Consider the following 19,292-nt stretch of genomic DNA (forward strand, 5'->3'; position numbering starts at 1 on the left):
TTTAATACTCTGTCCTTCAGGTAGTGCGGGCACGCTGCTGCCCGAAGGACGCGAAGTGATTCAGACAGCGGCAAGCATTCCGCCGTCCACAAACAGCAAATGACCGTTAACAAAGTTTGCCGCCGACGAGGCCAGATATACCGCGGCACCAATCAGTTCTTCCGGTTTTCCCCAGCGCGCCGCCGGGGTACGCTGGTACAGCCAGGCGGAAAACGCCTCATCGTTGACCAGGGCGGCCGTCATGTCGGTGGCAAAATATCCCGGCGCGATACCATTAACCTGAATATTATATTCGGCCAGCTCAACGCACATGCCGCGAGTCAGCATTTTAACCGCCCCTTTCGAGGCCGCATAAGGCGTAATGGTTTTACGCCCCAGCTCGCTCTGCATTGAGCAAATATTAATTATTTTCCCCGCGCGGCGGCCCATCATATATTTCGCCACCTGCTGTGAAACCAGGAAAACGCCCTTCTGATTGACCTCAATAACGTTATCCCACTCCTCCTCCGGAAATTCGGTAAAAGGGAAACGCCGCTGGATCCCGGCGTTATTAATTAAAATATCAATAGCGCCGATCTCCTCTTCGATGCGGGCTATCGCCTGCTCGACCTGCGCCGCCCGGGTGACATCAAAGGCGACCCCTACCGCATGAAAACCCTGCGCCACCAGCGCCTGCGCCGCCTGGTCCGCGCGCGCCTGGGTGCGGTCGTTGATGATGATCTCCGCGCCGTACTCCGCCAGACCGCCGGCCAGCAGATGGCCAATCCCCTGAGCGGATCCGGTGATCAGCGCGCGCTTCCCTGACAAATCAAATAAATTTCGCATAAAACCTCTTTTTCAATAACTGTTACGCGTAACTGTATACGCGTAACAGTCAGGAATAGAAGAGGATGAGAGGGGAAAATGATCGTTTTGTGATCGGTGATACATTTAAAGCTTAAGGAACACCGAGGCCGCTACTGACGCTGTCGCATCCATCGCGGCCGAGGAGAAAGAGCGGAATTAAGCCGCAGGACGGCGGCTGCGGCGCAGCATGATGGCCAGCTGCCAGATATTGATCAGGACAATAACCGCCGTCGCGATAAACACCCAGCGGAAGCCGGCCATGGCCGAGACCGACGCGCCGATCAGCGGCCCGGCCACGTTGCCAAGATACATAAACGACTGGTTATAGCCGAAAATACGCCCGGTGACGCTGTCGCTGCAGTATTTGAGCAGAAGCGTTTGCACCGCCGGCAGCATCGCCCCATCGGCAAAACCGAGCAGGAAACGCAGGACGCCAAGCTGGAATGGGGTGGTAACGAACGACATGGCAAAGAACATCACCACCGCGCAGCACAGCGTCGCCAGCAGGATCCGCGAGGTGCCGATCCTGTCGCCCAGTTTCCCCAGACGGGGAGCCGAAATCAGCGCCGACACGCCCGGCACGGCGGCGATCATGCCGGCGAGAAAGGCGATGTTATTGCTATCCGGCGCCATCGACTTGATAAACAGCGCCAGAATCGGGCCGATTGAGCCGTTGCACAGTTGGATCACCAGAGTGGTGAAAAACAGGCTGATCACCAGTCCCGGATAGGGCAGCGAGGCAAATACCGCCTTGCCGCTCAGCCGCTCCGCCCTCGTGACCTGCGGCCGGGCGCCCTCTTTAATCAGAAACAGCGTCACCAGGAAGCTTACGGTCAGCAAAATCGCGGTGATGATAAATACGGCGCGCAAACCGACGTGGTCGGCCAGAAAACCGCCGAGCAGCGGCCCGCCAATCACGCCGCTGATCTGCGCCGTCGACAGCGTGCTCAGCGCCCAGCCGCTACGCTCGCGCGGAACCTGAGACGCCACCAGCGCCATGGCGTTGGGAATATAGCCGGAAGTCAGTCCCATCACCGCGCGCAGGATAAACAGCTGCCAGACGTTGGTGGCGAACGCCTGAAGTAAAATGGCGATGGCCATCCCCAGCGAGGCGCGCAGCAGCATCAGCTTGCGCCCTTTGCGGTCGGCGAGGCTCCCCCACATCGGCGAGACAATCGCCGACACCAGAAAAGTGACGCTAAACGTCAGGCCCGACCACATGGATAACGCTTCATGCGAGGTCACGCCCAGTTGGGAAACGTACAGCGGCAAAAAGGGAAGAATTTGGCTGATGGCCAGGCCGGTAAAAAAACAGCCAAACCAGACGGAGATAAGATTAACCTTCCAGGATTCCATAACTACGCGTATTCATTAATTTTTTGGCAATTATTAACTAGCTTAGCAATTTCCCCTGTCCGACGTACTACCAGAGATGCGCTGACGGCGAGTTTAGTGTTTTATGACACCAGATTGCCCTGTTGCGAATAATTTCATGGTGAAAAGCGTGGTATACAGCGAGTTATGCTCAGAAACAGAACCCCTGGCCGCGCATACCGAGGTGAAAATGGTTCGCATGGGCCGCGTTATAGTCCGGCCCTAAAGCGTTGCCGTAATAGCTGCAACCGCCGGCCAGTAACGCCTGTAGCCAGGGGTGATACTGCGCATCGGGCCACCCTTTCAGCACGCTGATGCGTCGGCCATCGGCCAAACGAAAGCCGCTGATATCCAGCGCCTCCGCGGTAGCGTGCTCGCTGCGCCGCGCGTTCTGACGATGGTAAATATTACGGCAGGCATAGCTGCCAAAATGGTCGACCTGGCGGAGCTCTTGCCCCAGCATCCGCCGAGTCAGCGGTTTCGCCTGCTGTTGCAGATACAGCGCGCTGCTTAACGCCAGCGGGCAGCTGGCGAGGAAGCTGCTGCTAAGCTTTACCGCGCCAAAATCGCGTACCCGAACCACGTTTTGCAGGGGGCACTCTCCCCCGCTATCGGCCACCGCCCGGCTGGTGATGAGATTTCGCTGATTCGCTTCCTTCAGCAGGTTGGCGCACTGTCCGGGCGTCAATCGCCGCAGCTTATAGTGGGTGATGAACCCCGGCGGATCCTCCAGACGCAGCGGCGCCAGCGGGTTATAGTGCGCGGGAAGATAACGATAGCCGTAATATCCGGCCGCCAGCAGCGCCAACAGAACGATAAGCCCTTTTCCTTTCACGCGCTGCCTCCCAATGCTTTACCCGGTGAATATTATGGCAGCCAGGCGGCCGTTTCACATGCTATGTTATGCCCTTTGATGTAATCATGATGGAAGTTGAAATGGCTAAGATGAGGGTTGGGATCGTTTTCGGCGGTAAGTCGGCAGAACATGAAGTATCGCTACAGTCAGCGAAAAATATCGTGGAAGCCATCGACAAAACGCGCTTCGACGTCGTTTTGCTGGGGATTGATAAGCAGGGGCAGTGGCATATCAACGACGCCAGCAACTATCTGCTCAATCCGCAGGACCCCGCCCATATTGCCCTGCGCCCATCCGATATTACCCTGGCACAAATTCCCGGACGCGAAGCGCAGCAGCTGATTAACGCCGATAGCGGCCAGCCGCTGGCGGCCATCGACGTCATTTTCCCGATTGTTCACGGCACCCTTGGGGAAGATGGTTCTCTGCAGGGTATGCTGCGGATGGCTAACCTGCCCTTCGTCGGCTCCGACGTCCTCGGCTCCGCCGCCTGCATGGACAAAGACGTGACCAAGCGTCTGCTGCGCGATGCCGGGCTGTCGATTGCGCCTTTTATTACCCTGACCCGCGCCAACCGTCATCAGGTGAGCTTTGCCGAAGTGCAGGCGAAGCTGGGCCTGCCGCTGTTCGTCAAACCGGCGAACCAGGGCTCCTCGGTGGGCGTCAGCAAGGTCAACAGCGAAGAGCAGTATCAGCAGGCCGTCGCCCTGGCCTTCGAATTTGACCATAAAGTGGTGGTTGAACAGGGGATTAAAGGGCGTGAGATCGAGTGCGCGGTATTGGGCAACGATAATCCCCAGGCCAGCACCTGCGGTGAAATCGTCCTCAACAGCGAATTCTACGCCTATGACACCAAGTACATTGACGATCAGGGCGCGAAGGTGGTGGTTCCGGCGGCCATCGACAGCGATGTAAACGATAAAATTCGCGATATCGCCGTTCGCGCCTATCAGACCCTCGGCTGCTGCGGGATGGCGCGCGTCGATGTGTTCCTGACCGCCGATAACGACGTGGTGATTAACGAAATCAATACGCTGCCTGGCTTCACCAATATCAGCATGTATCCGAAGCTCTGGCAGGCCAGCGGTCTGGACTATACCAGCCTGATTAGCCGCCTGATTGAGCTGGCGCTTGAGCGTCACGCCGCCGATCGGGCGCTGAAAACATCGATGAATTAAGCCCGAGTAAGCGTTTACGCCGCGACCCGGGGAGTGCGCCGGGGTTGATGTATCAGCCCGGCATATTCCCGGCTCGCGCTGCGCTTAGCCGGGCTACGGGTTCACCACCTCCGGTTCACGCTTCCTCTGCCGGGCGGCGGCGAATAATAAACCCGGCAATCCAGAAGCTAATGACCCACGTCACCAGCCCAACCGCGTAAGAACGCCAGCCTTCGGTTTCATACCCGAGCAGCCCGACCACGCCATTCATAATAAAAATTAACCCCAGCGCTACCGCGTAGTAGTGCCAATCGCGGCGGATTTTTTCCGTGAGTTTCATAACCACTCCGACAACAAAAAAAGCATCTTCGCATAGCCGCCACCGCGGGTCTGTAGCGGCGTTGAGAATTGTCGCACATTGCGATATCGGTCTAAATTTCACAAATTTGTAGCAAACTCACAACCCGATGAAATCAGGAATATTCCTGGGCGGAAATTACCAGCAATCTGATACTGAAATCCCCCCTTCGTTGCCAGAATTACCCTCTACGTCGCCGTGGAAAAAACGGCAAGAAAGTGAAGTACGGAGGTCAAGATGGCAGAGTTCACCTTTGCAAAGACCGTCAACGGCGGCAAAAAGAGGGGCTCTCTCACCGGCAGCAACATCGCTTACGCTCTGTTTGTGCTGTTTTGCTTCTGGGCCGGTGCGCAAATGCTGAGTATGCTGATCCACGCGCCCGGCGTTTTTGAGCATCTGATTCAAATGCAGGACAGCAGCCGCCCGCGGGTCGAGATTAGCCTGGTGGTCGGTACCCTGTTCGGCCTGATTCCCTTCCTGGCGGGCTGCGTGCTCATTGGTATTCCTGGGCTGATATTCCGCTGGCGCAGCCGCCGCTAACGGCGCGCCATACAGCTGGCCCGCCGGTCGTCAACGCGTTTGGCAAACCAGGCGGTCGTCAGGTTACGGGTGATTTTCGGGCTCTCAAGCTGAATGCCCGGCAGCACCTCCCGCGGGAGCGTTTTGCCGGCTTTCTTATCGGCAATGCGAAACACCTGCTTATAGAGATCGCTCTCTTCAAACGCCAGGGTATCGCCCTTCTTTAACTGACGATGGATATCATCATCGCTCATTGCCAGCTGTGAGGATAACCGGCGCACCGCCAGTTCGGTGGTTCCGGCCTCGTCGCTATCGTAGCGAATCAAATCGCCATCCAGCGCCAGCTTCACGCCCGTCGCTTTTGCAACGGCGTTCTGGAAGGCGGCGTTACGGCTGGCGTACCATCCGGCGTTGAAATCGGCAAAACGGTACAGCGGTACGCTGTAGTTCGCCGGATAGTTCAACAGATGATAGGTGCCGAACCACAGACCGCCGCGCAGGCTGAACACCTCCTGGCGTACGGTACCGTCGATTTTCCACGGGTAGCCGTCGGTATGCTGCTCGGCGAAGGCGATGCTGACCTGCATCGGGCCACCGGTATGCACCGGGTTCAGCGAGCCGAACAGCTTCTGCCCCATCGGCACCATGCCGATAAAATCATCAAAAATCGCGCTCAGCTGCTTTTCGGTTTTCACGCTATCGAGGCGTTCGCTATAGCTTTTGCCGTTGGGCGATTTGATTTTCAGCGCGGTATGCACCAGAAAAACCGGGATATGCATTTTCTCCGCCCGGCGGTCAATCTCCTGCCAGGCGATTTTATTCAGCCCCGGCACCGCCGGGTCGGCCTGATAGTTGGACTCCTGCTGCGCCACCGCCAGCACCGAACAGACGTTCTCTTCCGTCGGCGCCAGCTTCTGGCTGGCAAAGGTTTTGGCGATGGCCTGCGCCCATGCCTCGCGATCTTTCACGCTGGCGGGCATTTTCTGCCGCACCACCGCGGCAACATCAATCGCCTTTTCGCCCTTTTTCAGCTCCGGCTCCGGCTTGCTGGAGCAGGCGCTTAGGACAATCCCTGCCAGTAGCGTCAGGGTGAGAGAAGTGATTCTGGATTGCGCTACCGGCATGGTTCATCCTTGCGTTGATCAACTTAATGTTTGCGTCACGGTCTGCAGCTCTTTGCCATCCAGCTCGCGCTCGAAGCTGCGCAGACGTTTGTAGATAGACATCAGCTCAACCAGTGTAGTCCATGAGCTAATCAGATACTGGAATGAACCGCGGACCTGGCCAAAGACGTTGGTGATCTGGGTCATCAGGCCCAGCGTAATCGTACCGGCAACAATCGACGGAAACAGCAGGAACAAACCGAAAACGTTATCCACCTGCAGATACAGAATACGGGCGATATTGAAATACATGTAGTGGAAATAGAGGCGGAAATAGTTGCGGCGCACGGCGCCAAACAGCTCACGCACCGTCGGCGGCGTCGCGCGGTTGGCGTCATCTTCGCCGTACACCAGCTCTTTACGATAGGCGGCCTCAACGCGCTGGTTTTTGAACTCCAGGCCGGGCAGCTTGATCCCCACCACCGCCAGCAGGCCGGTACCCATTAACGACCAGATGATGGCGGCAATCACCAGGCCGTAAGGCAGGTAGCCGACAATCGGTAAATCCGGGACGTGCGCGGAGAGCGTCACCAGCACCGGCAGGAAGGCGATAAGGGTCATCACCGCGTTAAGGAAGCTGACGCCCATGCTCTCCAGGGTGGAAGCAAAGCGCATGGTATCTTCCTGCACACGCTGCGCGGCGCCTTCGATATGGCGCAGATGCTGCCAGTGCGCCATATAGTGTTCGTTCATGGCGGTACGCCAGCGGAAAACGTAGTGGCTGACGAAGAAGTTGTTCATCACCCCGATGACCACCGCGATAAGCGCGATGCCGAGAAAGATGCCAATCTCCTGATAAAACTGGTTAATGCTGACCTTATGCGGCGTCGCCAGCGCGGCCTGAATAAGATCGTAGAACGGGGCGTACCAGGCGTTTATCGCCACCCCGACCTCGACCAGAAACCAGGTGACGAAAATAATCAGCGAGGTGCCGAGGATCGACCAGTACTGCCAGCGGTGGGGGCTGTAAATAAACCAAAAGAGGGCGAAAACGCCCACGCAGAATACGTAGAACGCGTAGAACACCAGGTAGTTGAGCGACCAAAAGCGCGCCGCGCTAATCGCCACATCCTGAGATGCGCCGGTGACCCGCAGCAGCCAGTCGCCGCCGCCCGCCTGCCAAAAGATCACCGCCAGCAGCGACCAGATAAAGGCAGAAATAAAAAACGGCCCCGGTTTGGGGAAAAAGGATTTAAACATCATGCTCTCCTGCTAACTTCTTTTTCGTTTTGCTGTGCTGTGTACCACAAAGACGCCCGCCGCAAAGCCGTCGCAGCGAAGCAAAGTGGGCGGATGATGAGACCGGATATCAGCAGCTTAGTTCGCCGACCATCCGTTCAGAATTGTTTCTGTCGATTTCACCTGTAAAGGATTGCCCGGAACGGTCAGCGTACGCCACACCTCGTTGTAGTGGGCGATCAGCGTGACGGCCTGCGCCGCCGGGCGGTTGGCTGTGGTATGGGCATCTTCAGCGACGGTAATCGCATAGCCCCGGCTGGCGCCGTTTTTGATGGTGGTATCTACGCAGTAGTCGGTGGCGCAGCCGCAAATCACAAACTGCGTGATGTGATGTTCGCGCAGCACCTCTTCCAGGCGGGTGCGGTAAAAGGCGTCGCAGGCGGTCTTGGTCACGAACAACGCGCCTGCCGGCTGGTGCAGTTCAGGCAGCAAAGCAAAACCTTCGCTCCCCTCTTCCAGACCGCCCTCTTCGCAGTGCTGAATGAAGATAACGGTATCCGCGGCGTTTATCAGGCGGTTAATTTGCGCCGCGCAGCGCTCGCGTTCAATACGCGGCGTCGCGAAAACGCCGTTTTGCATATCCACTACCATCACTACCCGTTTCGCCGCCATCGTCTCTTGCCACCCATGTTTAGCCAAAACGAATATCATACGCGCCCGCAGGCGAAAGCCGCTATCCGAAAGCAAAAAAAGGATTTTTTACGCCAGGTTACGTTTTTCCGCACAGAATGGCGTTATTAGCGCTTTGCTCGGCGGCGCTTCGTAGTATAAATACGCTCTATATTTTTCTTCACCATGATGGATGCCCCCGTTGAAACGTAGTCTGCTCATTTTTGCTGCGCTGTGCGCGGCGTCGTTGACATCGGCCCAGGCCGCGCAGCCGAGCGTCGACCCGGAATTCGCTGCGGATGTTGTCGACCGTTACGCTAACCATATCTACTACGGCAGCGGCGCGATCGGCATGGCGCTGGTGGTTATCGATGGTAACCAGCGCGTATTCCGCAGCTTCGGCGAGACGCGCCCGGGCAATAATGAGCACCCGCAGCTCGATTCGGTGATTCGCATCGCCTCCCTGAGCAAGCTGATGACCAGCGAAATGCTGGTCAAACTTCTCGACCAGGGCGTGGTGAAGCTCAACGATCCGCTGAGCAAATACGCTCCGCCGGGCGCGCGCGTGCCGACATATCAGGGAGCGCCCATTACGCTGGTGAATCTGGCGACCCATACCAGCGCCCTGCCGCGCGAGCAGCCAGGCGGCGCGGCGCATCGTCCGGTGTTCGTCTGGCCGACGCGCCAGCAGCGCTGGAACTGGTTATCCACCGCAACGCTGAAAACCGCTCCGGGCACCCAGGCCGCCTACTCCAATCTGGCGTTCGATTTACTGGCCGATGCGCTCTCTACCGCTGCGGGCAAGCCTTATCCGCAGCTGTTTGAAGAGCAGATCACCCGTCCGCTGGGGATGAAAGACACCACCTTTACGCCTTCGCCCGATCAGTGCCGGCGCCTGATGATCCCGGAGAAAGGGGCCAGCCCGTGCAACAATACGCTGGCGGCCATCGGCAGCGGCGGCGTTTACTCCACGCCTGGCGATATGATGCGCTGGATGCAGCAGTTCCTCTCTTCCGATTTCTTCACCCGCGGGCAGCAGGCGGACCGGATGCAGACGCTCATTTATCAACGCAGCCAGCTGACGAGGGTGATCGGGATGGACGTGCCGGGCAAAGCCGATGCGCTGGGTCTCGGCTGGGTCTACATGAAGCCGAAAAACGGCCAGCCGGGCATTATTCAGAAGACCGGCGGCGGCGGCGGTTTTATCACCTATATGGCGATGAACCCGCAGGCTAACGTCGGCGCCTTCGTGGTGGTCACCCGCTCTTCATTGACGCGTTTCAACAACATGAGCGATGGCGTCAACGAGCTGGTCAGCGAATTAAGCGGCGACCGCCCAGGGATTGAGACCGCCAGCCAGTAACCTGTTGGGATGTTTTGCCGACGATAGATAAGGATCGTTTTGGCGAAACATCCCGCCGCCAATTGAGGTAAACTCGCTTTTTTCATTTCACAAAATCAGGCAAACCATGACAGATTTAATCACTCGCCCGCGCCGACTGCGCAAGTCCGCTTCGCTACGTGCCATGTTTGAAGAGACAACACTGAGTTTGAACGACCTGGTGTTGCCGATCTTTGTTGAAGAAGAAATCGACGATTACAAAGCCATCGAAGCGATGCCCGGCGTGATGCGTATTCCGGAAAGACACCTGGCGCGCGAAATCGAGCGCATTGCCAACGCCGGTATCCGTTCGGTGATGACCTTCGGCATTTCCCATCATACCGATGCCGTAGGCAGCGATACCTGGAACGAAAACGGCCTGGTGGCGCGCATGTCCCGCATCTGTAAAGAGGCGGTGCCGGAGATGATCGTGATGTCCGACACCTGTTTCTGCGAATACACCTCCCACGGCCACTGCGGCGTGCTGTGCGACCACGGTGTCGATAACGATTTAACCCTTACCAACCTCGGTAAGCAGGCGGTGGTCGCCGCTGCCGCAGGCGCGGATTTTATCGCCCCGTCCGCCGCGATGGACGGCCAGGTGCAGGCCATTCGCCAGGCGCTGGACGCCGCCGGATTTACCGATACGGCGATTATGTCCTACTCCACTAAGTTCGCTTCATCGTTCTATGGTCCGTTCCGCGAAGCCGCGGGTACCGCGCTGAAAGGCGATCGTAAAACCTATCAGATGAGCCCTATGAACCGCCGCGAAGCGATTCGCGAATCGCTGCTGGACGAAGCCCAGGGCGCCGACTGCCTGATGGTCAAACCGGCCGGTCCCTATCTCGATATCCTGCGCGATCTGCGCGAGCGCACCAACCTGCCGCTCGGCGCGTACCAGGTGAGCGGTGAATACGCGATGATTAAGTTCGCCGCCCAGGCCGGCGCTATCGATGAAGAGAAAGTGGTGCTGGAAAGCCTCGGCGCAATCAAGCGCGCCGGCGCGGATCTGATCTTCAGCTACTTCGCCCTCGATCTCGCCGAAAAGAAAATCCTGCGTTAATTCGGCTATTACCGTTCCCCGGTCGCGCTACGCTTACCGGGGCTACAAACCTGCTCCGGTAGCCCGGGTAAGGCGTCAGCCGCAACCCGGGGAATTTCTCTGCTGCAAAAAGTTGCGAGACTCTTTCCACCATTATCTTTGGATTCTTGCCAGACTGTTACCCCGACTCTACCCTGCCGCTTAAGACGCTATCTTTTGCAAAGGAGCGCTGCATGGTGGCCTACCGTCGTTATTACCTGAAGGGTGGAACCTGGTTTTTTACAGTTAATTTGCGAAACCGAAAAAGCAGACTTCTGACCGAGCACATCGGTACTTTACGTCACGCCATCCTCACCATCAAACGGCGAAAACCCTTTTACATTGATGCATGGGTTATCCTTCCTGAACATCTTCATTGCATCTGGACATTACCCGGAGACGATAGCGATTTCTCCGCCAGATGGCGGGACATAAAAGGTTGCTTTAGCAAAGCATTAAAACAAGAAAATGTCTGGCAACCGCGTTTCTGGGAACATGCAATCCGCGATGAAGAAGACTACCGCCGGCATATCGATTACACCTACATTAATCCTGTAAAACACGGTTGGGTACGACAGGTTTGTGATTGGCCTTTTTCAACCTTTCACCGGGATGTACGCCGCGGGTTATATCCCGATAATTGGGGTGGCGAAATTCACGATTTTTTGTGCGGCGAACGCCAGTAACCCCCCGGTCGCGCTACGCTTACCGGGGCTACGATCTGCTCCGGTAGCCCGGGTAAGGCGCCAGCCGCAACCCGGGGAAATATCCCAAATCTTCACTCAACTGTAATCTGAGCGACATCTGCGCCTTCTACTGTCTGGGCAGGACGGAGGAGGTGCCGCTATGTTTAGTCTCGACAATGTCATCGATGACCTGTGGCCTCAGGCAAAGCCAGCGCTCTGGCAGAAAAAGGTGCTGAAAAAGCTCCTGCATGAGGAAGAGTTTCAGCAGTTTGCCGCGCGTCATCATCACCTGAAAGGACTGGATACGGTCGAACAGGTGCTCGAACATCTTAATATCCGCTGCGCTATCCCGGCGCACGATCTCGAACAAATCCCCGAACATGGCCCGCTGGTCATTATCGCCAACCACCCCACCGGTACGCTTGACGGCCTGGCCCTGCTCTACGCGGTGTCCCGCGTGCGTCGCGACGTCAAAGTGGTCACCAACCGCATGCTGACCCACCTTGAGCCGCTGAGCTCGCTGTTTATTCCGGTCGATAATATCAACGGCCGAACCGCCAAAGCGGCGCTGCAGCAGATGGACCAGCAGCTGCAAAACGGCGGCGTGCTGATTTTCTTCCCGGCGGGTGAAGTTTCACGCCTCACCCGGCGCGGTATTCGCGATAAAAAATGGCACTCCGGATTTATTAAGCTGGCGGCGAAATACCGCGCCCCGCTGCTGCCGGCGTGGATCCGCGCGCGCAACAGCGCGCTGTTTTACGCCAGCACGCTGATTTCCGATAGCCTGCCGCTGCTGCTGCTGATGCAGCAAATGTTTCGCCGCCGCAACGGTAGCCTGCCGGTTAATTTCGGCCAACAGATTGCCTGGTCAAGCTGGTTCGATCCTCAGCGCTCTGTTCGCGAGCTGACCGAACGCTGCTATTGCCACCTGGAGCTGCTGGCAAAAGGGCAGCCCGGCGTATTTAAAAGCGAAAGCGCTATCGCCCGGCCCGAAGACCGCGCCCTGCTCAAGCGCGAACTGGGACGGGCGGAAACGCTGGGGCGCACGGCGGATGGCAAAGTGATTTATCTCTGGCAGCGCCGCGGCCAGGAAGATGCGCCAGTGCTGCGCGAACTGGGCCGCCTGCGGGAAATCGCCTTCCGCGCGGTGGGCGAAGGCAGCGGCAAACGTCGCGACGTTGACGGTTACGACGACGACTATCTGCATCTGATTCTGTGGGATGAAGAAGACCTGGAAATCGTCGGCGCTTACCGCTTTATGCCGACCGCGATGCAGCTGGAAAAGCGCGGCCTGAACGGCGTCTATAGCTACAGCCTGTTCCATTACGACGCGCGCATGGACGATATTCTGCAGCACGGGATTGAGCTGGGGCGCAGCTTTATCCAGCCGCGCTACTGGGGCCGCCGCGGACTGGACTACCTGTGGTCCGGCATCGGCGCGTATCTGGCGCGCTATCCGCACTATCGCTATCTGTTCGGCCCGGTGTCGATTTCCGGCGGGCTGCCGCCGTCGGCGCGCGATCTGCTGGTCGCGTTCTATCGACTGTGGTTCCCGGCGACGCATCCGCTGGCGGAGTCGCGTCGCCCTTATCCGGCCTCGCTGCCCGATGTGCTGGCGCAGTTTGGCGGAGAAGATTACAACGACGATCTGGCGCGGCTGAAGTCCCTGCTCGGCAATCTCGGCTGCGCGATCCCGCCGCTGTATAAGCAGTACTCGGAAGTTTGCGAGCCGGGCGGCGTACAGTTTATCGATTTCGGCAGCGACCCGGATTTCAACAACTGCGTGGATGGTCTGGTGCTGGTGGACTTGACCTACCTGAAGGCGAACCGCTATCAGCGCTATATTGGGGTACATCTGGACGCGCAAAAATCGGCATAAAAGCCTTTTCCCGGAGGCGGCGCGTTTATCGTAGGTTGTTTCCCGGCTTGCGGCGCATTGCGCCTTAGCCGGGCTACGGGTTTACCGCTTTCTGCGGACCAGTAGCCCGGACAAGGCGCGTTAAGCGCCGCCTCCGGGAAGCCACGCGCAATACCGCTTCCGATGTTCTCCACGGCGCGCGGCCGGGCTACAAGCATTACCCCGCCCGGTAATAGGGTTTATCCCCGAGAATCGTCGCCCGGTGCATAATGCGCCGCTGCGGCAGGTAATCGGCGTTGGCGTAGTGCTGGGTGACGCGGTTATCCCAAATCGCCACGTCGTTCGGCTGCCAGCGCCAGCGCACCTGGAAGTCCGGTTTAGTAACGTGAGCAAACAGGAAGCCGAGCAGCGCCTCGCTCTCTTTCTCCGTGACGTCAACGATGCGGGTGGTAAAGCCCTCATTGACAAACAGCGCCTGCTTCCCGGTCACCGGATGGGTGCGCACCACCGGATGCAGCAGCGGCGGATTTTTCGCGACCGCCTCCAGCCAGCGCTGATGCTCCTCTTCGCTTTTACGGTATTTGTACTCCTGAAACGATTTGCGAAAATCATGCTCCGCGCGCAGGCCGCTTAACAGCTGGCGCAAAGGCGCGGAGAGCGCCTCATAGGCCGCAATGCCGCTAGTCCACAGGGTATCGCCGCCGGTTGACGGCAGCTCTTTTGCCGCGAGGATCGCCCCGGCGGGCGGCGTCTCAATAAAGGTGACATCGGTGTGCCAGTTATCATTATCCGGCGGATTATCGTCATGGGTATCAAGCACGATAATCTCATCCACGCCGGGCGCGTGCGGATAGACCGGATGAATATGCAGGTCGCCAAAGCGCAGGGCGAGATCCCGCTGCTGCTCGGGAGTGATGTTTTGCTCACGCAGGAACACCACCTGGTGACGCAGCACCGCGTGATACAGCTGCTCAAACTGGTTGTCGCTCAGCGGGCGGGTGATGTCGACCCCGGATACCTGCGCGCCAATATACGGCCCCAGCGGGGTAATGCTTAAACGTTCGCTCATTGTACTTCTCCATGCCAGGGCGTCAGGCGACGCTGCAGCGCGCGCAGCCCCAGTTCCAGTAAAAAGGCGATGATGGCAATCACCGCGATCCCGGCCAGCACCACGTCGGTGGCGAGGAACTCACCGGCGGACTGCACCATAAAACCTAACCCGCGAGTGGCGGCAATCAGCTCCGCGGCCACCAGCGTCGACCAGCCCACGCCGAGCCCAATGCGCAGGCCGGTGAGGATCTCCGGCAGCGCGCCGGGCAGGATCACCAGCCACAGCACCTGCGCCCGGCTGGCCCCTAAAGATTGCGCGGCGCGAATGCGCACCTGCTGAGCGCTCTTAACCCCTGCCAGCGCCGACATCGCCACCGGCGCGAATATCGCCAGGTAGATCAGCAGGATCTTCGAGGTCTCGCCGATGCCGAACCAGATCACCATCAGCGGTAAATAGGCCAGCGGGGGCACCGGGCGATAAAGCTCGATCAGCGGGTCGAGGATCCCGCGTACCGTGGGGCTCAGCCCCATGGCGATCCCCACCGGCACGCCGAGCAGTACCGCCGCCAGCAGCGCGATAACGATACGCGTCAGGCTCGCCGCCAGGTGCTGCCAGAGGGTGGCGTCCATAAAACCCTGCGGACCGGCAATAGCGATAAGTTTCTGCAATACCTGTCCCGGGGGCGGCAGAAACAGCGGACTAATCAGCTGCAGGGCGGCAACGGCCCACCAGATAGCCAGCAGTACCGCCAGGGTCGCCACGCTCAGGCTGAGCTGACGCGAGAGCGGCCAGCGCCACTTCAGCCCCCGCTGACGCGGTTTGTCATTGATGACCACGCTCATGAGAAAGCCTCCCGTTGTTCAAATACCCGGCTGAGGACGTATTCGCGCTGTTCGATAAACCGCGGGTCCGATTTAATGCTGCGGCAGGATTCACCGGCGACGAAGCGGCGGCCAAAATCGAGCGGCAGCCGTTCGAGCACCCGGCCCGGCCCCGGCGAGAGTAGTACCAGTTCGGTGGCCATAAACACCGCCTCTTCGATATCGTGGGTAATCAGCAGCACCTTCTTACCGGTCTCGTGCCACAGGCTGAGCAACAGGGTTTGCATCTGCTCGCGGGTAAAGGCATCCAGCGCGCCAAACGGTTCATCAAGCAGCAGCAGCTGCGGGTTGGCCGCCAGCGCGCGGGCAATGCCTACCCGCTGGCGCTGGCCGCCGGAGAGCTGCCAGATAAAGCGCTTTTCCGCCCCTTCGAGGCCCACTTTTTTCAGCATCTGCGCGGCGGTTGCCCGGCGCTGCGTTTTGTCGACCCCGGCCAGCTGCAGCCCGAGCGCAACGTTATCCTGCACGTTGCGCCACGGCAGCAGCCCTTCGTGCTGAAACACCACGCCGCGATCGGCGCCCGGCCCTTCAACCCGCTGGCCTTCAAGGGTGATGCTGCCGTGCTGATAAGGCACGAATCCGGCAATCAGGTTCAGCAGCGTGGTTTTACCGCAGCCGGAGGGCCCCAGGACCACCAGCAGTTCGCCGCTGTCCAGCGTCAGGTTGATATCCGCCAGCGCCGGTTTACCGCCGTAATCGGCGGAAAGATGCGAGATTTGCAGCATCATGACCTCCTTTACTTCACAAAACGGTCGGTGACGTACTGGCTGTAGTCGCTTCCCGCTGCGGGCACTTTACCCTGCTCTTTCAGGAATTTAGCGGTGTCGATGATGGCTTTATTCACCGGCCCGTTCAGCTCCTGCGCCTGCTGGGCGGCGGTCAGGTAGGTATTGCCTTTCACCAGCCCCGGGACGTCGGCTTCCGGTACGCCGCTTAAGCGCGCCAGCTTGCTGATGTTCTCCGGCTGCTTCAGCCACTCATCCGGGTTGGCGATATAGGGCTGCTGCGCGTCAATGGCGCTTTTGGCGAAGGCTTTGACGATGTCAGGATGCTTTTCGGCAAAGTCTTTGCGTACCACCCACACGTCCAGCGTCGGCGCGCCCCACTCGCCCACCTGCGACGAGTCGGTGAGAACCGTGCCGTCTTTTTCCAGCGCGTTAACCGCCGGCGCCCAGACGTAGGCGCCGTTAATGTCGCCACGCTGCCAGGCGGCAATAATCGCCGGCGGCTGCAGGTTGAGGATCTGCACCTGACCCGGTTTAATCCCCCAGTGCTTCAGCGCCGACAGCAGGCTGTAGTGAGTCGTAGAGATAAATGGCACGGCGATGCGTTTGCCGATCAGGTCCTGCGGTTTGGTGATGCTCTTTTTCACTACCAGCGCTTCGGAGTTACCGAGCTTTGAGGCCAGCAGAAAGACTTCAATCGGCACCTGCTGGGTGGCGGCGACCGCCAGCGGGCTGGAGCCGAGGTTGCCGATCTGCACGTCGCCGGAAGCCAGCGCCCGCACGATGCTCGCGCCGCTGTCAAACTTGCGCCAGTCGACGGTCGCCCCGCTTGCTTTGGCGAAGGTGTTGTCCGCCTGGGCGACTTTCGCCGGCTCGGCGGAGGTCTGATACGCCACGGTAACGTTGACCGCCTGGGCCTGGAACGCCGCCAGCGCCAGCGCGGCAATGAGTGTGATACGCGATGAAAAAACCATGTTGTCTGCTCCCCTGTCTTGTTATGGGGGCAGTATTTCGTTGCGCCTGAATTTGATAAAGGAATTAAAACATCTTGCTAAGAACAAAGCGTTTTTAGAAAAAAAGCGGCAATGCTTATACACAAAATCATTCATGCTGCATCGAGGCGGCAAGGTTGTTCGTCCCCGGGAGCTGACATAAGTCAGTGACCGGGGCGGGCAAACGAAGCCAACAAAGAGGCAGCTTGAAGGATGAAGTGTATTGCGATTTTGTTACATTCGTTGCATAACTGCGCCTGATTGATTGCCAGCGCAGCGGCGGCAGGCATCATAGAACCATGATGCGCTGAGAGAGAAGAAACATGATTCGAGTGGTGCTGGTCGATGACCATGTGGTGGTGCGTTCAGGCTTTGCGCAGTTACTCAGCCTCGAAGAAGATCTCGAGGTGGTTGGCCAGTTCAGCCGCGCGGCGGAAGCCTGGCCGGCGCTGCTGCGCGACGACGTCGACGTGGCGGTCATGGATATCGCCATGCCGGATGAGAACGGCCTGAGCCTGCTAAAGCGCCTGCGCGCGCAAAAGCCGCAGTTCCGCACCATTATTCTCAGTATTTACGACACCCCCACCTTCGTGCAGAGCGCGCTCGATGCCGGCGCCAGCGGCTATCTGACCAAACGCTGCGGCCCGGAAGAGTTGGTCCAGGCGGTGCGTTCCGTCGGTATGGGCGGACACTACCTGTGCGCCGATGCGCTGCGGGCGCTGCGCGGCGGAGAACAACCGGCGCAGGTGCTGGAAGTGCTCACCCCGCGTGAACGCGAAATCTTTGATTTGCTGGTTAAAGGCGACAGCGTCAAGGAGATCGCCTTTAAGCTCGAGCTCAGCCACAAAACGGTTCACGTCCATCGCGCCAACGTGCTGGGCAAACTACAGTGTCACAGCACCATTGATCTGGTCCATTTCGCCCTCGACCACCAGCTGCTGGCGGGTCATTAATGTCGCGCAGCCTTCGCCACAGCGTCATCTCGCTGTTCATCGTGCTGGCCTGGGGAAGCGGCTGGCTGATGCTGTGGACGCTCGGGTTTTACCTGACCCATAACGGCCAGCAGGCGGCGCTGTTCCTGCCGCACGGCGTCTATCTGGCGCTGCTGATCCTGCTTTCGCGCCGCTACTGGCCCGCGCTGGTGCTGCCTCCGGTGCTGATGCTGCTCTGGCTGCACGGCGAACAGCTGCTGAACGGCTATATTCTGCTGGCCGCGCCGTTGATCGGCCTGCTTCCCGCCGGCATCGCCCAACAGTTCTGGCACCGCTTTCCCCTTTACTGGCAGCGGCTGACGCTGCTGCTGGCTACGGTCACCGCCAGCGCGCTGCTCAACACCGCGCTGCTCTCGCCGTTTGTGAAAAGCCCGGCGATGATGCTCGGCCTGGCCTCGTTTACCGGCGGGGTGCTGCTGACGCCGTTTGTCTATCTGATTTTTGAATTCCTGCGCCAGCAGCACCGCTACCATCTGCTGGGGCTGGATACCAATAATCCACCGCTGCGCACCTCGCTGATCATCTGGTGCAGCCTGTTCTTTATCATCGGCATCGGCACCCAGATGGTACTGTCGCCGGAAATCGAGCGCCTGCTGTTAATTGTGGTGTTTCTGCCCAACGTGGTGATGGCGTGGAAGTTCGGCTGGCAGGGCGGCGTCCTTTCCGGCCTGCTGGGTAGCATGATGATCACCATCGCCCGCCAGGTTGGCGTTGGATTCAGCAACCTGGTGGAGCTGGAGATTTTTCTGGCCACCCAGGCGCTGCTCGGCATCGGGCTGGGCATTGCCATCAGCCGCCAGCAGCACCTGGCGCAAAACCTGCACCACTATCGCCAGCGGCTGGAGGCGGAGCTGGCGGCCCGGCGGGCGCTGGCCGAAAAGCTGATCCATACCGAAGAGGATACGCGCAAAAGCCTGGCGCGCGAGCTGCACGACGAAATCGGCCAGAATATTACCGCCATTCAGATCCAGTCGCAGCTGGTGAAGCGGGCGCGCGATCCGGCGCAAACCCAGGCCGCCGCCAGCCAGATTAACGATCTCGCCCGGCGTATTCACCACTCCACCCGCCAGCTGCTGCGCCAGCTACGCCCGCCGGCCCTCGATGAGCTGTCGTTTAAAGAGGCGCTGCACCATTTGCTCAATGAGTTTGCCTTTGCCGAGCGCGGTATCCGCTGTCGCTTTGACTACCGGCTCATCGCCACGCCGGAGAGCGAAACGGTGCGCTTCACCCTCTATCGGCTGCTGCAGGAACTGCTTAATAACGTCTGTAAGCACGCCGACGCCAGCGAGGTCGCCATTGCCCTGTATCAGCAGGGGACGCTGCTGCGCCTGGAGGTGAAGGACAACGGTATCGGCATCAGCCCCGACAAAATGGCCGGCTTCGGCATTCAGGGCATGCGTGAGCGGGTCAGCGCCCTGGGCGGAGAGCTGACTCTGGAGTCGCAGCGCGGCACACGCGTAATTGTTAACTTGCCCACAAATTTGCAACAAACAGCCGGCTAACCAGGAAAAAGTCTTAGTCACT

The 19,292-nt window shown here is 59.0% G+C and carries 19 protein-coding genes; 8 read left to right on the plus strand and 11 right to left on the minus strand.

What is annotated here, in order from left to right:
* Positions 1-60: 60 nt before the first annotated feature.
* The 3 genes from idnO to ABLU96_RS01605 all read right to left on the minus strand — a co-directional run bounded on the left by idnO (position 61) and on the right by ABLU96_RS01605 (position 3,055).
* Positions 61-825 (minus strand): gluconate 5-dehydrogenase, encoded by a 765-nt coding sequence (idnO, locus tag ABLU96_RS01595; RefSeq protein ID WP_014228137.1) that lies wholly within the window; start codon positions 823-825, stop codon positions 61-63.
* Between the two features lie 177 nt (positions 826-1,002).
* Positions 1,003-2,202: a multidrug efflux MFS transporter gene (locus ABLU96_RS01600; protein ID WP_014228136.1), complete on the minus strand. Its 1,200-nt coding sequence runs from the start codon at positions 2,200-2,202 to the stop codon at positions 1,003-1,005.
* Positions 2,203-2,371: 169 nt separating this feature from the next.
* A complete protein-coding gene (locus ABLU96_RS01605; RefSeq protein ID WP_014228135.1) occupies positions 2,372-3,055 on the minus strand; it encodes an extensin family protein in 684 nt (227 codons plus the stop codon).
* A 101-nt stretch (positions 3,056-3,156) separates the two neighbouring features.
* On the opposite strand from ABLU96_RS01605, the gene ddlA reads away from it, so the two are divergent.
* Complete coding sequence (gene ddlA, locus ABLU96_RS01610) at positions 3,157-4,254, plus strand: D-alanine--D-alanine ligase (RefSeq protein ID WP_048261558.1); 1,098 nt, start codon at positions 3,157-3,159, stop codon at positions 4,252-4,254.
* Between the two features lie 115 nt (positions 4,255-4,369).
* Here the strand turns inward: ddlA and ABLU96_RS01615 are convergent, their stop codons facing one another.
* Complete coding sequence (locus ABLU96_RS01615; protein WP_004132489.1) at positions 4,370-4,573, minus strand: DUF2754 family protein; 204 nt, start codon at positions 4,571-4,573, stop codon at positions 4,370-4,372.
* 255 nt (positions 4,574-4,828) lie between these two features.
* Here ABLU96_RS01615 and ABLU96_RS01620 point away from each other — a divergent pair, with 255 nt between their 5' ends.
* Positions 4,829-5,131: a DUF2755 family protein gene (locus ABLU96_RS01620; RefSeq protein WP_009653569.1), complete on the plus strand. Its 303-nt coding sequence runs from the start codon at positions 4,829-4,831 to the stop codon at positions 5,129-5,131.
* Here ABLU96_RS01620 and ABLU96_RS01625 read toward each other — a convergent pair.
* The 3 genes from ABLU96_RS01625 to ABLU96_RS01635 all read right to left on the minus strand — a co-directional run bounded on the left by ABLU96_RS01625 (position 5,128) and on the right by ABLU96_RS01635 (position 8,103).
* On the minus strand, positions 5,128-6,234 hold the full coding sequence (locus ABLU96_RS01625) for a DUF1615 domain-containing protein (protein WP_049083009.1): 1,107 nt from the start codon (positions 6,232-6,234) through the stop codon (positions 5,128-5,130). The genes ABLU96_RS01620 and ABLU96_RS01625 overlap by 4 nt on opposite strands.
* A gap of 18 nt (positions 6,235-6,252) precedes the next feature.
* Positions 6,253-7,473, minus strand: a complete 1,221-nt coding sequence (gene sbmA / locus ABLU96_RS01630) for a peptide antibiotic transporter SbmA (RefSeq protein WP_348862291.1) — start codon at positions 7,471-7,473, stop codon at positions 6,253-6,255.
* Positions 7,474-7,590: 117 nt separating this feature from the next.
* Complete coding sequence (locus tag ABLU96_RS01635; protein WP_160741885.1) at positions 7,591-8,103, minus strand: isochorismatase family protein; 513 nt, start codon at positions 8,101-8,103, stop codon at positions 7,591-7,593.
* A 220-nt stretch (positions 8,104-8,323) separates the two neighbouring features.
* On the opposite strand from ABLU96_RS01635, the gene ampH reads away from it, so the two are divergent.
* The 4 genes from ampH (at position 8,324) to ABLU96_RS01655 (ending at position 13,148) form a co-directional block, all read left to right on the plus strand.
* Positions 8,324-9,484, plus strand: coding sequence for a D-alanyl-D-alanine-carboxypeptidase/endopeptidase AmpH (gene ampH, locus ABLU96_RS01640; protein ID WP_049070317.1), 1,161 nt, complete (start codon positions 8,324-8,326; stop codon positions 9,482-9,484).
* A 106-nt stretch (positions 9,485-9,590) separates the two neighbouring features.
* Complete coding sequence (hemB, locus tag ABLU96_RS01645; protein ID WP_004848143.1) at positions 9,591-10,565, plus strand: porphobilinogen synthase; 975 nt, start codon at positions 9,591-9,593, stop codon at positions 10,563-10,565.
* A 212-nt stretch (positions 10,566-10,777) separates the two neighbouring features.
* Complete coding sequence (locus ABLU96_RS01650) at positions 10,778-11,269, plus strand: transposase (RefSeq protein WP_032748194.1); 492 nt, start codon at positions 10,778-10,780, stop codon at positions 11,267-11,269.
* Between the two features lie 160 nt (positions 11,270-11,429).
* On the plus strand, positions 11,430-13,148 hold the full coding sequence (locus tag ABLU96_RS01655; RefSeq protein WP_049079349.1) for a lysophospholipid acyltransferase family protein: 1,719 nt from the start codon (positions 11,430-11,432) through the stop codon (positions 13,146-13,148).
* Between the two features lie 196 nt (positions 13,149-13,344).
* On the opposite strand, the gene tauD is transcribed toward ABLU96_RS01655, so the two are convergent.
* Genes tauD through tauA form a run of 4 tightly spaced genes read right to left on the minus strand, consistent with a single transcriptional unit; the run spans position 13,345 to position 16,758 of the window.
* Positions 13,345-14,196, minus strand: a complete 852-nt coding sequence (gene tauD, locus ABLU96_RS01660) for a taurine dioxygenase (RefSeq protein WP_032694131.1) — start codon at positions 14,194-14,196, stop codon at positions 13,345-13,347.
* Complete coding sequence (gene tauC, locus ABLU96_RS01665) at positions 14,193-15,020, minus strand: taurine ABC transporter permease TauC (protein WP_004848136.1); 828 nt, start codon at positions 15,018-15,020, stop codon at positions 14,193-14,195. Before tauC ends, tauD begins: the two co-directional genes overlap by 4 nt.
* On the minus strand, positions 15,017-15,784 hold the full coding sequence (gene tauB, locus ABLU96_RS01670) for a taurine ABC transporter ATP-binding subunit (RefSeq protein WP_004848135.1): 768 nt from the start codon (positions 15,782-15,784) through the stop codon (positions 15,017-15,019). Before tauB ends, tauC begins: the two co-directional genes overlap by 4 nt.
* An 11-nt stretch (positions 15,785-15,795) precedes the next feature.
* A complete protein-coding gene (gene tauA, locus ABLU96_RS01675; protein ID WP_348862282.1) occupies positions 15,796-16,758 on the minus strand; it encodes a taurine ABC transporter substrate-binding protein in 963 nt (320 codons plus the stop codon).
* 341 nt (positions 16,759-17,099) lie between these two features.
* Here tauA and ABLU96_RS01680 point away from each other — a divergent pair, with 341 nt between their 5' ends.
* Entirely contained in the window at positions 17,100-17,729 is a 630-nt protein-coding gene (locus tag ABLU96_RS01680) for a response regulator transcription factor (RefSeq protein WP_064405119.1), read from the plus strand.
* Entirely contained in the window at positions 17,729-19,270 is a 1,542-nt protein-coding gene (locus ABLU96_RS01685; protein WP_064405121.1) for an MASE1 domain-containing protein, read from the plus strand. The genes ABLU96_RS01680 and ABLU96_RS01685 overlap by 1 nt, the downstream gene beginning before the upstream one ends.
* The last annotated feature ends 22 nt before the right edge of the window (positions 19,271-19,292 follow it).

The organism is Klebsiella sp. CN_Kp106 (genome assembly GCF_040064575.1).
Lineage (GTDB): Bacteria > Pseudomonadota > Gammaproteobacteria > Enterobacterales > Enterobacteriaceae > Klebsiella > Klebsiella michiganensis.

Excerpts from the sequence above, each read along its gene's own strand:
- ABLU96_RS01655 (WP_049079349.1), top strand. The coding sequence starts at position 11,430 with ATGTTTAGTCTCGACAATGTCATCGATGACCTGTGGCCTCAGGCAAAG.
- tauB (WP_004848135.1), bottom strand. The coding sequence starts at position 15,784 with ATGCTGCAAATCTCGCATCTTTCCGCCGATTACGGCGGTAAACCGGCG.
- tauC (WP_004848136.1), bottom strand. The coding sequence starts at position 15,020 with ATGAGCGTGGTCATCAATGACAAACCGCGTCAGCGGGGGCTGAAGTGG.
- ABLU96_RS01650 (WP_032748194.1), top strand. The coding sequence starts at position 10,778 with ATGGTGGCCTACCGTCGTTATTACCTGAAGGGTGGAACCTGGTTTTTT.
- ABLU96_RS01615 (WP_004132489.1), bottom strand. The coding sequence starts at position 4,573 with ATGAAACTCACGGAAAAAATCCGCCGCGATTGGCACTACTACGCGGTA.
- ABLU96_RS01620 (WP_009653569.1), top strand. The coding sequence starts at position 4,829 with ATGGCAGAGTTCACCTTTGCAAAGACCGTCAACGGCGGCAAAAAGAGG.
- ddlA (WP_048261558.1), top strand. The coding sequence starts at position 3,157 with ATGGCTAAGATGAGGGTTGGGATCGTTTTCGGCGGTAAGTCGGCAGAA.
- idnO (WP_014228137.1), bottom strand. The coding sequence starts at position 825 with ATGCGAAATTTATTTGATTTGTCAGGGAAGCGCGCGCTGATCACCGGA.
- tauA (WP_348862282.1), bottom strand. The coding sequence starts at position 16,758 with ATGGTTTTTTCATCGCGTATCACACTCATTGCCGCGCTGGCGCTGGCG.
- hemB (WP_004848143.1), top strand. The coding sequence starts at position 9,591 with ATGACAGATTTAATCACTCGCCCGCGCCGACTGCGCAAGTCCGCTTCG.
- ABLU96_RS01680 (WP_064405119.1), top strand. The coding sequence starts at position 17,100 with ATGATTCGAGTGGTGCTGGTCGATGACCATGTGGTGGTGCGTTCAGGC.
- ABLU96_RS01635 (WP_160741885.1), bottom strand. The coding sequence starts at position 8,103 with ATGGTAGTGGATATGCAAAACGGCGTTTTCGCGACGCCGCGTATTGAA.
- tauD (WP_032694131.1), bottom strand. The coding sequence starts at position 14,196 with ATGAGCGAACGTTTAAGCATTACCCCGCTGGGGCCGTATATTGGCGCG.
- ABLU96_RS01625 (WP_049083009.1), bottom strand. The coding sequence starts at position 6,234 with ATGCCGGTAGCGCAATCCAGAATCACTTCTCTCACCCTGACGCTACTG.
- sbmA (WP_348862291.1), bottom strand. The coding sequence starts at position 7,473 with ATGTTTAAATCCTTTTTCCCCAAACCGGGGCCGTTTTTTATTTCTGCC.
- ABLU96_RS01685 (WP_064405121.1), top strand. The coding sequence starts at position 17,729 with ATGTCGCGCAGCCTTCGCCACAGCGTCATCTCGCTGTTCATCGTGCTG.
- ABLU96_RS01600 (WP_014228136.1), bottom strand. The coding sequence starts at position 2,202 with ATGGAATCCTGGAAGGTTAATCTTATCTCCGTCTGGTTTGGCTGTTTT.